The sequence below is a fragment of the Mucilaginibacter sp. Mucisp73 genome (assembly GCF_059491465.1).
This window is the reverse complement of the sequence record NZ_CP168507.1, coordinates 5,648,167-5,663,952: the sequence shown is the minus strand read 5'-3', so window position 1 is coordinate 5,663,952 and position 15,786 is coordinate 5,648,167. Positions and strand designations below refer to the sequence as shown.

At 44.3% G+C, this 15,786-nt stretch carries 13 protein-coding genes; 4 read left to right on the top strand and 9 right to left on the bottom strand.

Translation table 11 applies throughout. The annotated features are described in order from the left end of the window. Window positions 1-214 precede the first annotated feature (214 nt). The 4 genes from ACEN82_RS23310 to ACEN82_RS23295 all read right to left on the bottom strand — a co-directional run bounded on the left by ACEN82_RS23310 (window position 215) and on the right by ACEN82_RS23295 (window position 5,185). Window positions 215-2,356, bottom strand: coding sequence for a carboxy terminal-processing peptidase (locus tag ACEN82_RS23310; protein ID WP_413321377.1), 2,142 nt, complete (start codon window positions 2,354-2,356; stop codon window positions 215-217). 189 nt (window positions 2,357-2,545) lie between these two features. Continuing rightward, window positions 2,546-3,169, bottom strand: coding sequence for a hypothetical protein (locus tag ACEN82_RS23305; protein ID WP_413321378.1), 624 nt, complete (start codon window positions 3,167-3,169; stop codon window positions 2,546-2,548). 181 nt (window positions 3,170-3,350) lie between these two features. Further along, window positions 3,351-4,193 carry an isoaspartyl peptidase/L-asparaginase gene (locus ACEN82_RS23300; protein ID WP_091172868.1) on the bottom strand — a complete coding sequence of 281 codons (843 nt, stop codon included), beginning with the start codon at window positions 4,191-4,193 and terminating at the stop codon, window positions 3,351-3,353. Between the two features lie 71 nt (window positions 4,194-4,264). After that, the gene (locus tag ACEN82_RS23295; protein WP_413321379.1) at window positions 4,265-5,185 is read right to left on the bottom strand and encodes a cyanophycinase; all 921 of its coding nucleotides are present in this window, start codon (window positions 5,183-5,185) and stop codon (window positions 4,265-4,267) included. A 172-nt stretch (window positions 5,186-5,357) separates the two neighbouring features. On the opposite strand from ACEN82_RS23295, the gene cphA reads away from it, so the two are divergent. Further along, window positions 5,358-7,997 (top strand): cyanophycin synthetase, encoded by a 2,640-nt coding sequence (gene cphA / locus ACEN82_RS23290; RefSeq protein WP_495644025.1) that lies wholly within the window; start codon window positions 5,358-5,360, stop codon window positions 7,995-7,997. 237 nt (window positions 7,998-8,234) lie between these two features. On the opposite strand, the gene ACEN82_RS23285 is transcribed toward cphA, so the two are convergent. Further along, on the bottom strand, window positions 8,235-8,897 hold the full coding sequence (locus ACEN82_RS23285; RefSeq protein ID WP_413321132.1) for a DNA-3-methyladenine glycosylase family protein: 663 nt from the start codon (window positions 8,895-8,897) through the stop codon (window positions 8,235-8,237). Window positions 8,898-9,048: 151 nt separating this feature from the next. After that, window positions 9,049-10,167 (bottom strand): DUF4407 domain-containing protein, encoded by a 1,119-nt coding sequence (locus tag ACEN82_RS23280; RefSeq protein ID WP_090531102.1) that lies wholly within the window; start codon window positions 10,165-10,167, stop codon window positions 9,049-9,051. Between the two features lie 116 nt (window positions 10,168-10,283). Here ACEN82_RS23280 and ACEN82_RS23275 point away from each other — a divergent pair, with 116 nt between their 5' ends. From ACEN82_RS23275 to ACEN82_RS23265, 3 genes are all read left to right on the top strand, one after another. Further along, on the top strand, window positions 10,284-10,598 hold the full coding sequence (locus tag ACEN82_RS23275; RefSeq protein ID WP_090531100.1) for a rhodanese-like domain-containing protein: 315 nt from the start codon (window positions 10,284-10,286) through the stop codon (window positions 10,596-10,598). After that, window positions 10,598-10,813 (top strand): DUF6358 family protein, encoded by a 216-nt coding sequence (locus ACEN82_RS23270; protein ID WP_176625608.1) that lies wholly within the window; start codon window positions 10,598-10,600, stop codon window positions 10,811-10,813. The genes ACEN82_RS23275 and ACEN82_RS23270 overlap by 1 nt, the downstream gene beginning before the upstream one ends. A gap of 247 nt (window positions 10,814-11,060) precedes the next feature. Continuing rightward, window positions 11,061-11,969 carry a prohibitin family protein gene (locus tag ACEN82_RS23265; protein ID WP_090531094.1) on the top strand — a complete coding sequence of 303 codons (909 nt, stop codon included), beginning with the start codon at window positions 11,061-11,063 and terminating at the stop codon, window positions 11,967-11,969. 42 nt (window positions 11,970-12,011) lie between these two features. Here ACEN82_RS23265 and ACEN82_RS23260 read toward each other — a convergent pair whose 3' ends face one another. The 3 genes from ACEN82_RS23260 to ACEN82_RS23250 all read right to left on the bottom strand — a co-directional run bounded on the left by ACEN82_RS23260 (window position 12,012) and on the right by ACEN82_RS23250 (window position 15,742). Next, window positions 12,012-12,569: a hypothetical protein gene (locus tag ACEN82_RS23260; RefSeq protein ID WP_413321133.1), complete on the bottom strand. Its 558-nt coding sequence runs from the start codon at window positions 12,567-12,569 to the stop codon at window positions 12,012-12,014. 86 nt (window positions 12,570-12,655) lie between these two features. Further along, entirely contained in the window at window positions 12,656-13,291 is a 636-nt protein-coding gene (locus ACEN82_RS23255) for a hypothetical protein (protein ID WP_413321134.1), read from the bottom strand. A gap of 174 nt (window positions 13,292-13,465) precedes the next feature. Then, window positions 13,466-15,742: a GH92 family glycosyl hydrolase gene (locus tag ACEN82_RS23250; RefSeq protein ID WP_413321135.1), complete on the bottom strand. Its 2,277-nt coding sequence runs from the start codon at window positions 15,740-15,742 to the stop codon at window positions 13,466-13,468. Window positions 15,743-15,786: the final 44 nt, after the last annotated feature.

Genomic DNA, 15,786 nt, shown 5'->3' with positions numbered 1-15,786 from the left:
AGGGTTTTATAACAGGGAGGTGATTTTTAAGAATATGACACTAATTCCCCGAATTAAATCGAATTACACGAATTTTATTTTTTGATGTAAGGCATCTAAGTATATCAATTCGTGAAATTCGATAAAATCCTTCTTAACCAGTAATGCATTTGTGTATAAATAAAAACGCCCGGCATCTTTCAATTCCGGGCGCTCAATATTATTAATAATTTGCTTAGTTAGCCGGTTGCGATACGCTTGTATACTTATTATCAAGGCTGATATAATCGGTCATGATTTGGCCGGCTTCGCGTTTTACAAAGTCAAGGTCTTCGTTTTTAGGTTTGGTTTGACCCTTTTTAAGGGCTGGCAAACCTAATGCTACCCGACGCAGGTTGTTACGCTCAAATGATTTCGCTTCATCATCGTCACGTTGTTTCTTCAAATCAGATTCTTTTAACGATACGCTGTCATCGGCATCATGTTTTTTGAAATCAGCAATATCTTCAAGCAGGTATTTATAGCTGTCGCTGCCGGCCATGCGTTGGTCGTGCAGTTTTTTTAGCTGTGGCAGTACGCCGGTAAAATCGCCTGTTTTGGTATAATCAGTTTTGGCAATGATGTCAAAAGGCATTGCTGATGGTTCGGTATCTTCGCCATATTTATCCAATGGAATAACCGATGGGAATGAAATATCAGGTGTTACCCCTTTGTGCTGGGTTGAATTACCGCTGATACGATAGAATTTAGCTATGGTCAAATTAAGTTGTCCGTAAGTGCTTTGGCTGCCCGTTGAGGTTGTTTTTTTACCGCCGCCAACAACGCCTGCAATTTTTTCACGAAGTGAAGAACCAATCACCCTGTCAAGATCGATAGCGCTTTGTACCGAGCCTTTACCATAAGTTTGGGTTCCCAATATTAACCCGCGGCCGTAATCCTGGATAGCGCCCGAGAAGATTTCAGAGGCCGAAGCGCTGAAACGGTCAACCAGTACCGCCATAGGGCCGCTATAGGTGATGTCCGCATCTTCGTCTTTATCAATTTCCACCTGGTCTTTAGTGTCACGCACCTGTACTACAGGGCCGGTTTTAATGAACAGACCGGTAAGCTCAATAGCTTCCATCAATGAACCACCACCGTTTTCACGCAGGTCGATCACCAGGCCGTCTACATTTTCTTTCTTTAACGAGTCAAGGATTGCCTTAACATCGTGGGTGGTGCTTTTATAGTTAGGGTTGCCTGCTTTATAGTCGTTAAAGTCAATATAGAATGCCGGGATAGATATCACACCTATCCTAACCGTTTTACCATTGCTGTTGTAAGTGCGGATCTCTTTTTTGGCCGATTGGTCTTTCAGGATGATCTTCTCACGTACCATTTCAACCACTTTGGGTTTGCTTGATGCATTTGCACCGGCAGGCAATATTTCAAGCCTTACCGTTGTGCCTTTAGTACCGCGGATGATAGCGATGGCATTATCAACACGCCATCCCACCACGTTCTGGAATTCGCCGGTTTTACCCTGTGCTACTGCAACGATACGGTCGTCGACGCTTATCTGGTGGCTTTTATCTGCAGGGCCGCCCGGTACAATGGTTTTAATGGTTACATACTCGTTTTCCACCTGTAGTGAAGCACCGATCCCCTCAACCTGGCGCGACATTTCGATATTGAAATTAGCTGCGTTTGACGGGTTAAAGTAATTAGTATGCGGATCGATAGCCTCTGTAAAGGCGTCCATAAAGTATTGAAAAACGTCCTGGTTTGATAGCTTGTTGCTTTGGGTTAACAGGTTTTCATAACGTTTTTTGAGCGTTTCCTTGTTCTTGGCCATATCAGCATTGGCCAGTTTCAGGTTTAGCAAATCGTATTTTACGCGCTTGGTCCACATGGCATCCATTTCGCTTTGCGAAGCAATCCATGGCAATTTATCGCGATCATAAACAAAGGTTTCAGTTTTATTGAAATCGAAATTTTTATTGATCTGCTCAAGCGAATATTTTACATGCTCGATATATCTTTTCTGAAAAACATTGAAGATATAAAAAGCATCGGCCAGGTTGCCGGCTTTAATATCATCATCAAGTACGGTTTTATATTTTTCAAAATCCTTGATATCAGATGCTAAAAAATAGCTGTGGTTCTCGTCGAGCGATTTGATATACCGGTCGTAAATGATGGCGGATACTGAATCGTTCAGCGGAACTTTTTTATAGTTGTAGTTAGAGATTAATGATGCTACCTGCTTACAAACAAGGCTTTGCTGTTCATCGGGCTGTAAATCATTTGAACCTGCTACTTTAACAGGTTTGGATGGTGATGCTTTACAGGCGAGGGCTGCGCCCAGCACCAATAACAAATATACTTTCTTAAACATATCTTTTACTGTAGTTAAATCGGGGTTGGTGTAAAACATCAATACTTGTGCCTATTATTAATTTGCTAATGTAAAATAAAAAAGAGACAGTCAATATGCTGTCTCTTAATTACTAATAACAATAATACGATTATGTTTTACTAATAGTATGCAGGCAGCACCATTTTACGTTTTTGTTACAAAAAAATATTATTTGTTAACTGTTTTTGTACCTGCATCGGCGGTTTCGGCAAAATGGGTTTCGGTATGCAGCGTGTTGAATTTATTGTCCTGTAAATAGCGCGTTTTTTTCTCTACAGTAGCCAGGTCAAAAGTCAAACCGCGGGCAACAGCCAGTTGCCGGGCTTCGGCCAGGTCTTGTTTGGCCTGTGCATAATCGCCGTAATCAGCTTTTACAGTCGCAAGGTCAAGCAGGTTGGCTATGGTATGCCTGTCGTCGTTTTGCTGGCGCGATATGGTGATACTTTGCAGCAGGAACCATTTGGCCTCGGCCAGGCGGTTTTGCTTCATATACATCTGGGCCAGGTCGCTAAAGTTGTAGCTGGCGGCATTGTACACATGAAAACGCATATTGTGCTGCGCGGTTTTCATAACCGATTCCTCGATCATGGCCAGTACATATGGGGTATGTTCAATAGTAAACGGGCGGATCTTTACTTTAGCCAATGCAGGAGCGGGCAGCCTTTTAATAGAGTGGCTTTGTGCATAAGCCATTTGCGGAGACCGGGTACGCTTATTGAATGGCTTGTAATACCATTGCGCTGATGCATCGAACCCAACAGCGCATAAAATAATAAGTAGGAAATATCTCATCTAATCTTTTTCCTGGGTTTAAACTGTTTATTTTTAAATTAATCAGCTTAACAAATGTAATTATTTGTTAACGGGAAAACAATACCTGTAAAAAGCAGTAAATACGTAAACGCCTAAAGGCCACCGTTATTTTACAGGTGCTTAACTTACACCCTTTCTACGGGAAAAATAAATTTAGGTTTTAGTTAAAAACTTCAATGTCTCCGTCATGCAGGGCCCATACCATGTAAGGGTGGGTGTCTGAGTGATAGATCTGCCCATCAGTAGTAATGCCTATCACACCGGCAAAGCCATCGTAAGGTTTCATTTCATCGAGGGTTTTTTCGGTAGCGGCCATAAGGGGCATGCCATCGGTTACTCGCGTAACAATTTTAACAGCTACCGAGCCACTTACAATATCTTCACCTACGCCGGTACATGAAACGCCGGCAAACTCATTGGCATAATTTCCTGCAGTAGTGGCCGAATCACTAACACGGCCGGGAATTTCAAAACCTTTGCCCCCGGTACTCGTTGCGGCTGCCAGGTTTCCATGCACATCCAATGCAACGCAGCCCACGGTGCCGAGCCTGATGGAATCGCTTAGTTTTTGTTCGTATTCGTGACGTCGCTGCGGGATTTCGGGGTTATAATATTTATGACCGTTTTCTATAGCAAAATCGCATGCTCCTTTGCCGCTCAATACACGATCATCATAGGCTTGTAGTTTTTCGGCTACACAGATAGGGTTTTTAACATCTTCAATGTTGATGACGCCCGAGAAGCGTTGGGTTTTGCCATCCATCAAAGAGGCACTGAGGCGGATCTTGCCATCGCTCTGGATCTGTGATCCCGTTCCGGCATTAAAAAGCTCGCAATCTTCAAGCAGCCTTACGGTATAAACGGCCGTTTCGGCAGCAGTGTGGTGTTGCAGGTGTTTGTATCCTAACTGCACTATGCCGTTCAGGGCTTCCTGTTTGGCCAGCTTTACTTCCTGGTTGGTATGCGATTCGCTAAAAAAACCGCCGTGAATAATTATTTTCATAATTATAAATTAAAGTAGATGTACCGCATAAATAAGGCCAGGGTATTTATAAGAACTTTATGCAGTTTAAATTATTGTAGAAGTTTGCTGCCTGGTGCATTTATAAAAACACCTTCTTCAACTTTTACGCTCTTTTTTATGATTAAACGGTGCTGCACCAGATCGTACTTATCAAATATCGACATGACGTGTACCCTCAGGTTTTCGATAGATATTGGCGAACCAAGCTCCACATCGTATATATTAGTTGATACGATGTTGCGTCCGTCAACCAAAATAATAAGGCCCGAGCCGATAGCTTCCATCATATAACCTTCGGTAATAAGTAAGCCTGTATCTTCGCCCAAACCTATCCCCAAAATGCCGGGATTAGTTGCCACGGCATACATTAACCGGCCTATGCGGCCACGCTGTACAAAGTGAGTATCAACAATCACCGAATCGATAAAGCCAAGGCCGGCGGTTATCTGCACTTCGCCTTTAACCAGGGCTTCGTTACTTTGCCCGCGGTAGATCATGTGTGTTGAAGCCGCTGCAGCGCCTGCTGACGTTCCGGCAATAACGAAATTCTCTTTTTGGTAACGCTGTTTAAGGATCTGTAAAAATTCGGTGCCTCCAAAAATGGCTGTTAACCTGAGCTGGTCGCCGCCGCTGAACATCACTACATCGGCTTTGCGGATCCGGTCGAGGTAAACTTTATTGCTTGCATCTTCGCGGCTTTTGATGTGCAGTACGTTAACATTGGTAACGTTGAGCTGACCAAACGCCTTGATATACTCGGCGCCGACAAGCTCGGGGATTTGAGAGGCGGTGGTGATCACTTCAATTTGTGAGCCTTCGTGCTTAGCAGATTCGTTAATTATGCGCCTTAATATGCCTTGTTCAAAAAATTTGATATAATCGGGCTGCAAAATATGCTCCTGGAGGGTAACATTGCTCCCCATATCAACCGCGCCGCCTATAATTATTAGCTTACCTTTCGGGACAATCATGATTATTTCACACTATCTTAATACAACTATATACAAATTACGATAAAAACATGCACAAACACAGGAACTAATAATAAATAATGGCTTTTCGCCATCAAAAATTTTATTCCCGTGTTATGTTTTATAGTTTTAAGGGGAAAATCAGACTGACAAAAAAATAGCATCCTACATAATGAAGATCGAGAATATCCAGGTACTACGCGGACCCAACATTTGGAGCATCAGGCGCAAAAAATTAATACAAATGCGGCTTGATCTGCAGGAGATGGAGCACCGCCCCTCCAACGAAATAGACGGCTTTTATGAACGGCTTGAAAAGCTGCTGCCATCGTTATACAGCCACCGCTGCTCGCCCGGTGTACCCGGCGGCTTTTTTCAGCGGGTGATTGCCGGCACCTGGATGGGACACGTTGTTGAGCACATTGCCTTAGAGATCCAGACCCTCGCAGGTATGGATACCGGCTTTGGCCGCACCCGCGAAACCAAAACAAAAGGCGTATACAATGTAGTATTTGCCTACCTGGAAGAAAAAGTTGGCGTTTTTGCAGCCGAATCGGCCGTACGCATAACCGAAGCTTTGATAAAAGGCGAGGATTACAACCTGGATGTTGATATTCAGCAAATGCGCGAGATTAGGGAAAATACCCGCCTGGGGCCAAGTACCGGGTCAATTGTAGAAGAAGCTATAGCGAGGGATATCCCATGGATCAGGCTTAACAACCAATCGTTAGTGCAATTAGGTTACGGCAAAAACCAGGTACGTTTCCGCGCTACCATGACCGAAAAAACCAGCAGCATTGCCGTTGATATTGCCAGCAACAAGGAAGAAACCAAACGACTTTTACAGGAGCAGGCCATCCCCGTTGCAAAAGGCGTAACTATTTCATCAGCATCGGCTGTGCCTGATGCTATCCGCAAAGTAGGCTTCCCGCTCGTATTTAAACCACTTGATGGCAACCACGGCCGTGGTATTTCTATCAACATAAAAACCGAAGAAGAAGCCATTGAGGCCTACGAGCACGCCGCTAAAATATCGCGCCGGGTAATTGTAGAGCGATATGTTACCGGCTTTGATTTCAGGGTGTTGGTGATCGATAATAAAATGGTTGCTGCCGCCCTTCGTAAACCGGCCCATGTTACAGGCGATGGCAGGCTAAATATCCAGGAATTGATAGACCTGGAAAACGCCGATCCGCGCCGCGGCTACGGGCATGAGAATGTGCTTACCGAGATAACGGTCGACCGTGACACCCTCGATCTGTTGGCAAAAAAAGACTACACGCTTGAAACCGTGCCCGAAAAAGATGAGGTGGTTTATGTAAAATCAACTGCTAACCTAAGCACGGGCGGTACATCGGTTGATGTTACCGACCATGTACACCCGCAAAATATTTTTATTTGCGAACGCATCTCTAAAATCATTGGTCTGGATATTTGCGGCATCGACATCATGGCGCAAAACCTTACCGAGCCGCTTACCGATACAGGTGGAGTGATACTGGAAGTTAATGCCGCACCGGGCTTCAGGATGCATATTGCGCCGAGCGAAGGCTTGCCCCGCAACGTAGCCGGACATGTGATTGATATGCTTTACCCTGCCGGTAAATCGGCCCGCATCCCTATCATAGCTATTACCGGGACTAACGGTAAAACCACTACCACCCGTTTGATAGCCCACATTGTTAAAAATAACGGTCACCGGGTGGGTTTCACCACCTCGGATGGGATCTACGTACAAAATAATATGATGCTGAAGGGCGATACAACCGGCCCGGTAAGCTCGGAGTTTATACTAAAAGATCCAACGGTTGATTTCGCGGTATTGGAAACAGCCCGCGGGGGGATCCTGCGCTCGGGCCTCGGTTTTGGCTTTTGCGATATAGGGGTAGTTACCAATATCCAGGAAGATCACCTGGGCTTATCTGACATTCATTCATTGGAAGACCTTTCGCGAGTAAAAAGCGTAGTGCTTAACTCGGTTAAAAAGGATGGCTGGGGCGTTTTAAATGCCGATAACGAGTATTGCGTACGCATTGGAAAAAAAGCCGAATGCAACATAGCTTATTTCAGCCGTAATGAAAATAACCCAATCATTAAATCGCATTGCAAAAAAGGGGGCATTGCCGCTATTTGCGAAAACGGGTTTATCACCATTTTAAAAGGCGACTGGAAGATCCGCGTACAGCGTACTATCCTGATCCCGCTTACGTTTGGCGGTACTGTGCCCTTTATGATCGAGAATGTGCTGGCCGCTACACTGGCTACGTTTTTATGGGGATTTAAGACAGAAGATATCAAAATCTCGCTCGAAACCTTTATTCCATCGGCCTCACAAACGCCTGGCCGCATGAATATTTTTGAGTTTAAAGATTTCCGTTTCATGATTGATTTTGCCCACAACCCCGATGGATACACTGGCATCAAGGAGTTTTTAAGACATATCGATTCGCCGCTTAAAATAGGTATCATAGCCGGCACCGGCGACAGGCGCGATGACGATATCCGCGAACTGGGTAAAATATCGGCCGAAATGTTTGATTATATCATCCTGCGCCAGGAAAAACACCTGCGTGGCCGCACCGCCGAAAATATTATTGGTTTACTCAGGGAGGGAATTGAATCAGTTGATCCTAACAAGCAGGTTGAGGTAGTGCCTAAAGAAGTTGATGCTATTAAACACGCCATGAGCCTGGCCCGCCCCGGAACATTTATTACGGCCCTGAGTGATGTGGTTGATAATGCCATTGAAACCGTACAGGATTACCAGGAGCAGGAGAGGAATGGGCTATTTAATGCCCCCCCCGCCCCCTAAAGGGGGTGCCTTTGATAAGCATATTTTTAATGCGTTGGCTAAGCCGGCGCATTTTTTGTTTATATGCTTTTGAGCATGGACAGCACCAACGGGGGGTTAACAGGGTTAACATAATTTCGAATATTTCAGTATAACAATCTGAATATCAATTATTTAATAGAGCAGAGGGGTTACGCGAAGGCTCTGATAAAATATTCGACTTGTATTCGGTGTTATCACTTGAGCCTCCGAAGATCTTTATTTTTTAACGCCTTGCCTGGAGGGTTTGGGTGGGGCCGGTACTCTTTGGCTCAGATAATAATGCCACAAAATCATCGCCGCTACCGTTCGGTATGGTTTCCATTTTTCGGTCACCGCTAACAACTCTTCTTTGGTAATATCTTTTGGCAGATTTTTTACCCGTTTAAGGGCATTCACTGCGGCCAGATCCCCGATAGGGAAAACATCGGTGTGCTGCAGTACAAACATCAGGTAAACATCAACCGTCCAGTTGCCAATGCCCTTGAGGGCGGTTAGTTTGGTACGGATAATATCATCAGGCATTTGTTCCATTTCGGCAAGGTTGATCTGCCCGCTTACAATGGCTTCGGCAAGGTATTTTATATAGATGGTTTTTTGGCGGCTTACATAACATGTCCTGAATTCTTCATCGGTAAGCAGTAGTACCCGTGCAGGGGTAATTTGCTGTATCCGCTCGCGCAATTTATTTAAGGCCGATAGTGCCGAAGCCAGGGACACCTGCTGTTCTAAGATAATATGCACCAGTGTTTCAAAACTATTGGGCCTTGACCATAGTGGTGGATAGCCATGATTTTGAATGATCAGGGCCAGATCAGGATCATTAGCTGCAAGATTATCACAAATGAAATGATAATTTGAATGTGAAAATTGCTCAAACATAGGTTGATATTATGTTTTGCAAGATGGGAGATTGGGTTGGTAATTGCAAAATATTCCACTGTAGAGACGCATAATCGCGTCTTCGCCTATAAATCGGCCCTGCATAGTTGGGAGACGCAATTATGCGTCTCTACGGGAAAAATGCAGGGTTTTACTCGTAACTATGCCGCTCAAAATCATAATCAGATTGCGAGGTAATGATCTTTTTTCGCCGCTCGATATCCGTATCCAGGTTGTGATCGTAAATATTATCGGTAACCGCTATATCACGTTCTTTATCACGTTCGGCAAGGTGGATATTGGCTTCGGCTGTTTTGGCGATAGCCGTATCATAAGGCCCTTTGGGCGACATCAGCTTTACAAATACCGGCAAACATTCAAACAAAATGAACAGGTAGCCGATAAACGAAATAGCGAGATAGGTGTCGAGGTCGCGCTTGCCGTTTTCAGTGTAGGTGAGCTGGCCTAATGCCCAGTTACGGTCGGAGAAGCCGGCTATGCTGGCCAAACTGTCCAGTTGATGCTCTGTAAACAAACGGGTGCTGTTCAGTCCCTCATAATCTTTACGGGCACTCAGGTATTGGTCCATCTGCCCTAAATTATCAGTAACGGATTTAAGCCGGGCTTCCTTTTCTTCCAGTATGGCCTGCTTTTGCTTTGCATAAGTGCCATAACCGGTAATGCCCGATGTTTGGTTGGTTTTATCGCCGAAAACTTCCTGGTTAAGCTGGTAACGTGAGCGGTTGATATCCCGTTCAAGCGAATCTTTTTCTTTTTTCAAATCGGTGTTTTTACCCAGTTCCATGGCATACTTCTGCATGTAGGTTTTTTCGAGGGTATCAATTTTACTGCGTTGCCCCTTTAAATAGGCGGTTTTTAGTTTCTGGCGAATTTCTTTATCAAAGATCTTGAGTTCAAGCGGGCGCGAGATTACGATACCTATCATAATAGCCAGCAAAATACGGGGCGATGCCTGCAGGATCTGCTGGTTGGTTGTGCCTTCTTTGTTGATACTGGATACAATGTAGCGGTCCATGTTAAAAATGGCCGTTCCCCACAGTAAACCAAATAGTATAGCAAAACCTACAGCAAAGGCATCGCCATTAAAAACAAAGTACATGGCATAACCGCCGGATAATGCGGCGAACAGTGCCGTGAAAAATATAGTTGCCCCAATACCAACATACTTATTATGCTCAATTGGGTACTTTTTTAAGGTATCGATATGTGCTCCTGAACAGAACCAGAAAAAGCGTGTAACTTTTTTCATCAAGTAATTATTGTGTAAACATATATGAAACGCTCATATACTTTGATTGTTACAAATAACAAGCCTAAATATTTGATTAAGAAAAAAACTACCTTTGGATTATAATTACATTTAACATGAACGAGATAACCGTACAGGAACTAAAAGAGAAAATTGACAAAGGCGAAGATTTTCAACTGATTGATGTTAGGGAAGATTTTGAATACGAAACTTCAAACCTTGGCGGGCAGCTTATACCGCTTGGCGGAGTGCTGATAGAATCGGAAAAGATAAGTAAAGACAAGCCGGTAGTAGTAATGTGCCGCAGCGGTAAACGCAGCGCGGCTGCTATTATGCAACTGGAGCAGCAGGGTTTTACCAATCTGTCAAACCTAAGAGGAGGGATCCTTGCATGGCAGGCCGAAATTGACCCTGAATTAAACGTATACTAATGGGCTTTAAACTGGTGCTCAATGTGCTTTACACCATGGGTGTAGCTTTGTGCTTTATTGTAGCTTATAAAATGTTCACCGAAAAAAACTACCTGATCATGGCCGGTGCCATGGTTGTTGGCGTAGTTGTGATTTTCATGAAGCTGAGGCTTTTGAAACAGGTAAAAGAAACCCAGCAAGCCCCGCAAAATAAAAAAGGCAAAGGGACTAAGTAACCCGATATTAATTAGGTTCCAGACTTACGAAGTTTTTAAAACTTCGTAAGTCTTCTCTACTTCTAATGGCGCAAGTTTTGTGTAAAGGGAATAAGCGCCGGCTAACTTGTGCCGTTATGCTAAGTCGGCAAAAAAAAAATACCCCCTCTCGCATCCATCTAATTCCCGGCAATAACAGCCTTAATCCCCTAAAAAACATTCTTTTATAATAGGCTTGCAGCATGCAAAAAAAGCTTAACTTCATTGCATGTTTATAGCAGTATTAGGAGTTATTGTACTCATTGTGGGTATAGTGCTCAAACGTTCGCCCGAACCGGCCGGCCGCTTTAACGGCGTGGTAACCGCGGTGGGTATCGCCATGGTGGTACTTGGTCTGTTACTCAATATATTTAAAGTTATTGAGCCGGGCAAGGTAGGGGTCCAAACCCTTTTTGGCAAGGTGCAGGACCAGGTGCTTGAAAGTGGTTTACACATTATAAACCCTGTTGTAGAGATCACAACTTTCGATGTGCAGACCCAAACCTATACCATGAGCGCGGTAAATAACGAAGGCCAAAAGGAAGGCGACGACGCTATCCGGGTGCTTTCATCAGATGGGCTTGAGGTTACTATTGACCTGTCAGTACTTTATAAGGTGAAGCCCGACAAAGCCCCTTACATTATGCAGAACATCGGCGAAAACTATGTGGATAAGATCGTTCGCCCTGTTTCGCGCACGGCCATCCGCGATAACGCGGTTGCTTATGCCGCTGTCGATCTGTATTCGACCAAGCGGCAGGAGTTCCAGGATAAAATAAACCGTTACATCACCGCCAGTTTTGAAAAACGCGGACTTGAATTGCAACAGATCCTGGTGCGCAATATTACCCTGCCCGCCTCGGTACGCGCCAGCATCGAATCAAAGATCAATGCCGAGCAGGACGCCCAAAAAATGGAGTTCGTGCTGCAAAAGGAACGCCAGGAAGCCGAGCGGAAGCGAGTGGAAGCGCAGGGTATTGCCGATTATCAGCGTATCCTTTCAACCGGGTTATCGGATAAGCAACTGCAATACGAAGCCATAAAAGCACAAAAGGAAATAGCGCTTTCGCCCAATGCCAAGGTGATTATTATTGGCGGCGGAAAGGGAGGCAACCCGATAATGATCAGCGATAAATAGTGCGTGATTAATGAACCTTTGTTTCGGGCCGGCATAAATGGATTAGTCCGCCCTGTAGGCTTTCAATACTTTCCTTTCCCTACCTTCTCCGGGCCAAAGGGTAATCTTATAGTGATCGGTACCTTCGTCCTCATCGGGATTCACGTTTTTTACAGCATACGAATAAATGCGCACGCGATATCTTGCCGGTGTAACAATGGCTTTTAAGATAATTTTGGTATCCGGAAAATTCAGGACTTCCATAATGCCCGAACTTAGTTTTACACTGCCCTCAACAACATGGTCATATTTGCTGAAATCTTTTTCTGCGTCGGCTGCGTTGAGCACATTAAGTTCGGCCTTTATGTGTCCATAACTGGCTGTTTTAATGCCAATGATATCTTCGGTCGTACCTAAACGCGCATTTTGGGCGTCGGTGTTCCAAAAGGTAGTATCACCGGTGGTACCGGTAAAGGCCGAATCGCAGAGGTAAAATTGGTTATGGGTAGTAAAAAAATCAAGATTGTATTTGCCTGAAGGACGTATGGAAAAAGCAAAGACCATAGGCAGTACCAAAAGACATATGAGTAGTACTGAATGATGTGTTTTTTGCCCTTTCATTGATAAGGCAAGTTACAAAAAAGATAAAAGTAAATTCACCAATCAAACGTAAACAAACCCTAAATATCTGCTTAAAAACCATATTCTTATTGCTTTTGCCTGGCTTTATTCACAACCTCTTTAAAATCGGCATAATAAGAATCTATTGTTTCTTTCTTGATACCGGGCCAAAGGCTTTTATCAACGCTTAACTTATCTATGTCTTCGTCTTTTACCTTATCATGTGCTGTTAAAACGTTGATCCATCGCTGATCATATAACTCGTCATTTGCAGTTACATAGGCTACAACCTGGGGAACAACCTTTTCTAAGGTATCCAGATGCTCAAAGGCATATTGGTTTATCGACATCCCGATTGGGCCGTTCCAATTGGCTGCCGATACCGTTTTATCTACACTGCGGTTTACATCGTATCTTGACCTTAATTGCGCTACATAAAACCAAAAACAGGCATCGCTATATTTTTCCTGCCCAAATAAAACCATAGCCATAGTAAATAATACCGGAGGGATATGTTTATTGGCGTTGGCCTGCACAGAGGCAATAAGTTTATTTTGAGTTTTGTTGGCGCTGGGATCATAAAATGCCATCATTACCTTCCCGTCTTCATCATTCAATATGATCTGTTCGGCCTTTGATTGTCCCGCTTTTAAAGCCGCAAAATCCTGCGCTTTAACAATACAGGTAGTTGTGATAAGTACGAAAAGTAAAAGATATTTCATGGTTTAGTGCTGATTGCTAAATGTAGGCAAAAAAGCACGTCGGATAAAATATCTAAAACAAGAAACGCATCACCCGTATCTCCTATCATAGCTAATTGATCAGCATGGCGGGAGACGCATGTGATGCGTCCCTACAAAAAAGCCCTCCCTATTGGGGAGGGTTGGGAGGGGTGTTTATTTCTCGTTACTCATTGAATAAGGCACATCGGCATCTTTGGTGCCGCGTTCTTTGTTCGGAGTTGCCTGCATATCAAAATCAAGCACAGCGCCATTTAACAAACCTTTGTGGCTTAACCAGTTGTTGGTGTACGGTTTACCATCAACAGTAAGTGTATTTACATACCTGTTTTCGTTGCTGTTTTTAGGCGCGTTAATGGTGATAGTTTTGCCGTTCTCTAAATTAACAGTTACCTTTTTAAACAGCGGTGCACCTAATACATATTGATCGCTGGCTGGGGTAACCGGGTAAAAACCCATTGCTGAGAAGATATACCATGCAGAAGTTTGACCGTTATCCTCGTCGCCGCAGTAACCATCAGGAGTTGCCCGGTAAAGCCTGTTCATAGCTTCACGAACCCAGTACTGAGTTTTCCATGGTTGATTTGCGTGATTGTAAAGATAGATCATGTGCTGGATAGGCTGGTTCCCGTGCGCGTATTGGCCCATGCCTGCAATCTGCATTTCACGAATCTCGTGGATCACGCCACCGTAGTAGCTATCATCAAACACGGGCGGCATTTCAAACACCGAATCCAGCTTGGCTGCAAATTGCTGCTTGCCGCCCATCAGGTTTATTAAACCCTGAATATCATGGAACACGCCCCAGCTATAGTGCCAGCTGTTACCTTCGGTAAAAGCATCGCCCCATTTAAACGGATTGAATGGTGTTTCAAAAGTGCCATCCTGATTTTTACCGCGCATCAGTTTAGTTTGCGGATCAAAAATATTACGGTAGTTTTGGCTGCGTTTTTTGTAGATCTCTATTTCCTTTTTAGGTTTGCCCAAAGCCTTACCCAACTGGTAAATAGCAAAATCGTCATAAGCATACTCCAAAGTACGCGCAGCATTTTCGTTGATCTTTACGTTGTATGGCACATAGCCTAAAGTGTTATAATACTGCACACCCCGGCGACCGGTAGCATTAGGCCCTTCGTTGTTGGCACCGTGTTTAAGGGCCTGGTATAAAGTCTCGATATCGTAACCGCGCAGGCCTTTCAGGTAAGCTTCAGAAACTACCGATGCAGAGTTGTTACCGATCATACAATCAGCGTAGCCCGGGCTCGACCACTCTGGCAACCAGCCGCCTTCTTTGTAATCATTGATCAGGCCTTCCTGCATTTCTTTATTGATAGACGGGTAAACCAAGTTCAGGAAAGGATACAATGCCCTGAAGGTATCCCAGAAACCGGTACCGGCAAACAGGTAACCCGGCGCAACTTTACCGTTGAAAGGGCTGTAATGTATATTTTGCCCATTGGCATCAACCTCATACATCTTGTTTGGGAAAAACAGCATACGGTAAAGGCTGCTGTAAAAAGTACGGGTTTGGTCAATAGTACCACCTTCAACATCTAAACGACTTAACGTTTTGTTCCAGGTATCTTTTGCTTTTTGGCAGGTAGCAGCAAAATCATCGTTGCCCAACTCGCGTTTCAGGTTAAGTTCGGCCTGTTCAATGCTGATGAATGACGAAGCTACTTTTAAATGAACTTTTTCGCCCTTAGCAGTTTTCAGGGTGATTACCGCTCCTGCATGATCGCCGGTGTATTCCAGTTGCCCGGCGTCTTGTTTCCAATCGTGCCATGTTGAAGCCAGCGCGAATGGTTTATCTACATAAATAACAAAATAGTTTTTAAAGTTGGCAGGTACCGCACCGCTGTTTTTAGTGCTGTAACCAATAATCTTTTGCTCGCCGGGAATGATCTTTATATATGAGCCTTTATCAAAAGCGTCGATCACAATGTGCGAGCTATCACTTTTAGGGAAAGTGAACTGGAAGCTGGCAGCGCGTTCGGTTGGCGTTATTTCGGTTGTTACGTCATAGTCGGCCAGGTAAACGCTGTAATAGTATGGTTTCGCTGTTTCAGCTTTATGCGAGAACCAACTGGCGCGATCTTTTTCGTCGAGTTTTAACTTACCAGTTTCCGGAAAAACAGAAAACATACCATAATCATTCATCCAGGGCGATGGCTGATGGGTTTGTTTAAAACCGAGGATCTTATCGGCATCATAAGTGTACTGCCACCCATCGCCCATTTTACCGGTTTGCGGTGTCCAGAAGTTCATACCCCATGGCAGTGCTACTGCCGGGTAAGTATTCCCATTGGAGAGCGATGGCTTTGATTGCGTGCCCATAAGCGGGTTGATCAGATCGACAGGTGACGACACCTTTTCTTGTGCCGAAAGTGCTGCCGGTAAAAAGGCAAACGCCAGGAGAAGTAGTTTTTTCATTTATTATTTGGGGACTTTATTTTCAAATCAATACAGTATTATCG

Excerpts from the sequence above, each read along its gene's own strand:
- ACEN82_RS23285 (WP_413321132.1), bottom strand. The coding sequence starts at position 8,897 with ATGTTTGAGCAATTTTCACATTCAAATTATCATTTCATTTGTGATAAT.
- ACEN82_RS23250 (WP_413321135.1), bottom strand. The coding sequence starts at position 15,742 with ATGAAAAAACTACTTCTCCTGGCGTTTGCCTTTTTACCGGCAGCACTT.
- ACEN82_RS23270 (WP_176625608.1), top strand. The coding sequence starts at position 10,598 with ATGGGCTTTAAACTGGTGCTCAATGTGCTTTACACCATGGGTGTAGCT.
- ACEN82_RS23275 (WP_090531100.1), top strand. The coding sequence starts at position 10,284 with ATGAACGAGATAACCGTACAGGAACTAAAAGAGAAAATTGACAAAGGC.
- cphA (WP_495644025.1), top strand. The coding sequence starts at position 5,358 with ATGAAGATCGAGAATATCCAGGTACTACGCGGACCCAACATTTGGAGC.
- ACEN82_RS23280 (WP_090531102.1), bottom strand. The coding sequence starts at position 10,167 with ATGAAAAAAGTTACACGCTTTTTCTGGTTCTGTTCAGGAGCACATATC.
- ACEN82_RS23255 (WP_413321134.1), bottom strand. The coding sequence starts at position 13,291 with ATGAAATATCTTTTACTTTTCGTACTTATCACAACTACCTGTATTGTT.
- ACEN82_RS23305 (WP_413321378.1), bottom strand. The coding sequence starts at position 3,169 with ATGAGATATTTCCTACTTATTATTTTATGCGCTGTTGGGTTCGATGCA.
- ACEN82_RS23265 (WP_090531094.1), top strand. The coding sequence starts at position 11,061 with ATGTTTATAGCAGTATTAGGAGTTATTGTACTCATTGTGGGTATAGTG.
- ACEN82_RS23260 (WP_413321133.1), bottom strand. The coding sequence starts at position 12,569 with ATGAAAGGGCAAAAAACACATCATTCAGTACTACTCATATGTCTTTTG.
- ACEN82_RS23300 (WP_091172868.1), bottom strand. The coding sequence starts at position 4,193 with ATGAAAATAATTATTCACGGCGGTTTTTTTAGCGAATCGCATACCAAC.
- ACEN82_RS23310 (WP_413321377.1), bottom strand. The coding sequence starts at position 2,356 with ATGTTTAAGAAAGTATATTTGTTATTGGTGCTGGGCGCAGCCCTCGCC.
- ACEN82_RS23295 (WP_413321379.1), bottom strand. The coding sequence starts at position 5,185 with ATGATTGTCCCGAAAGGTAAGCTAATAATTATAGGCGGCGCGGTTGAT.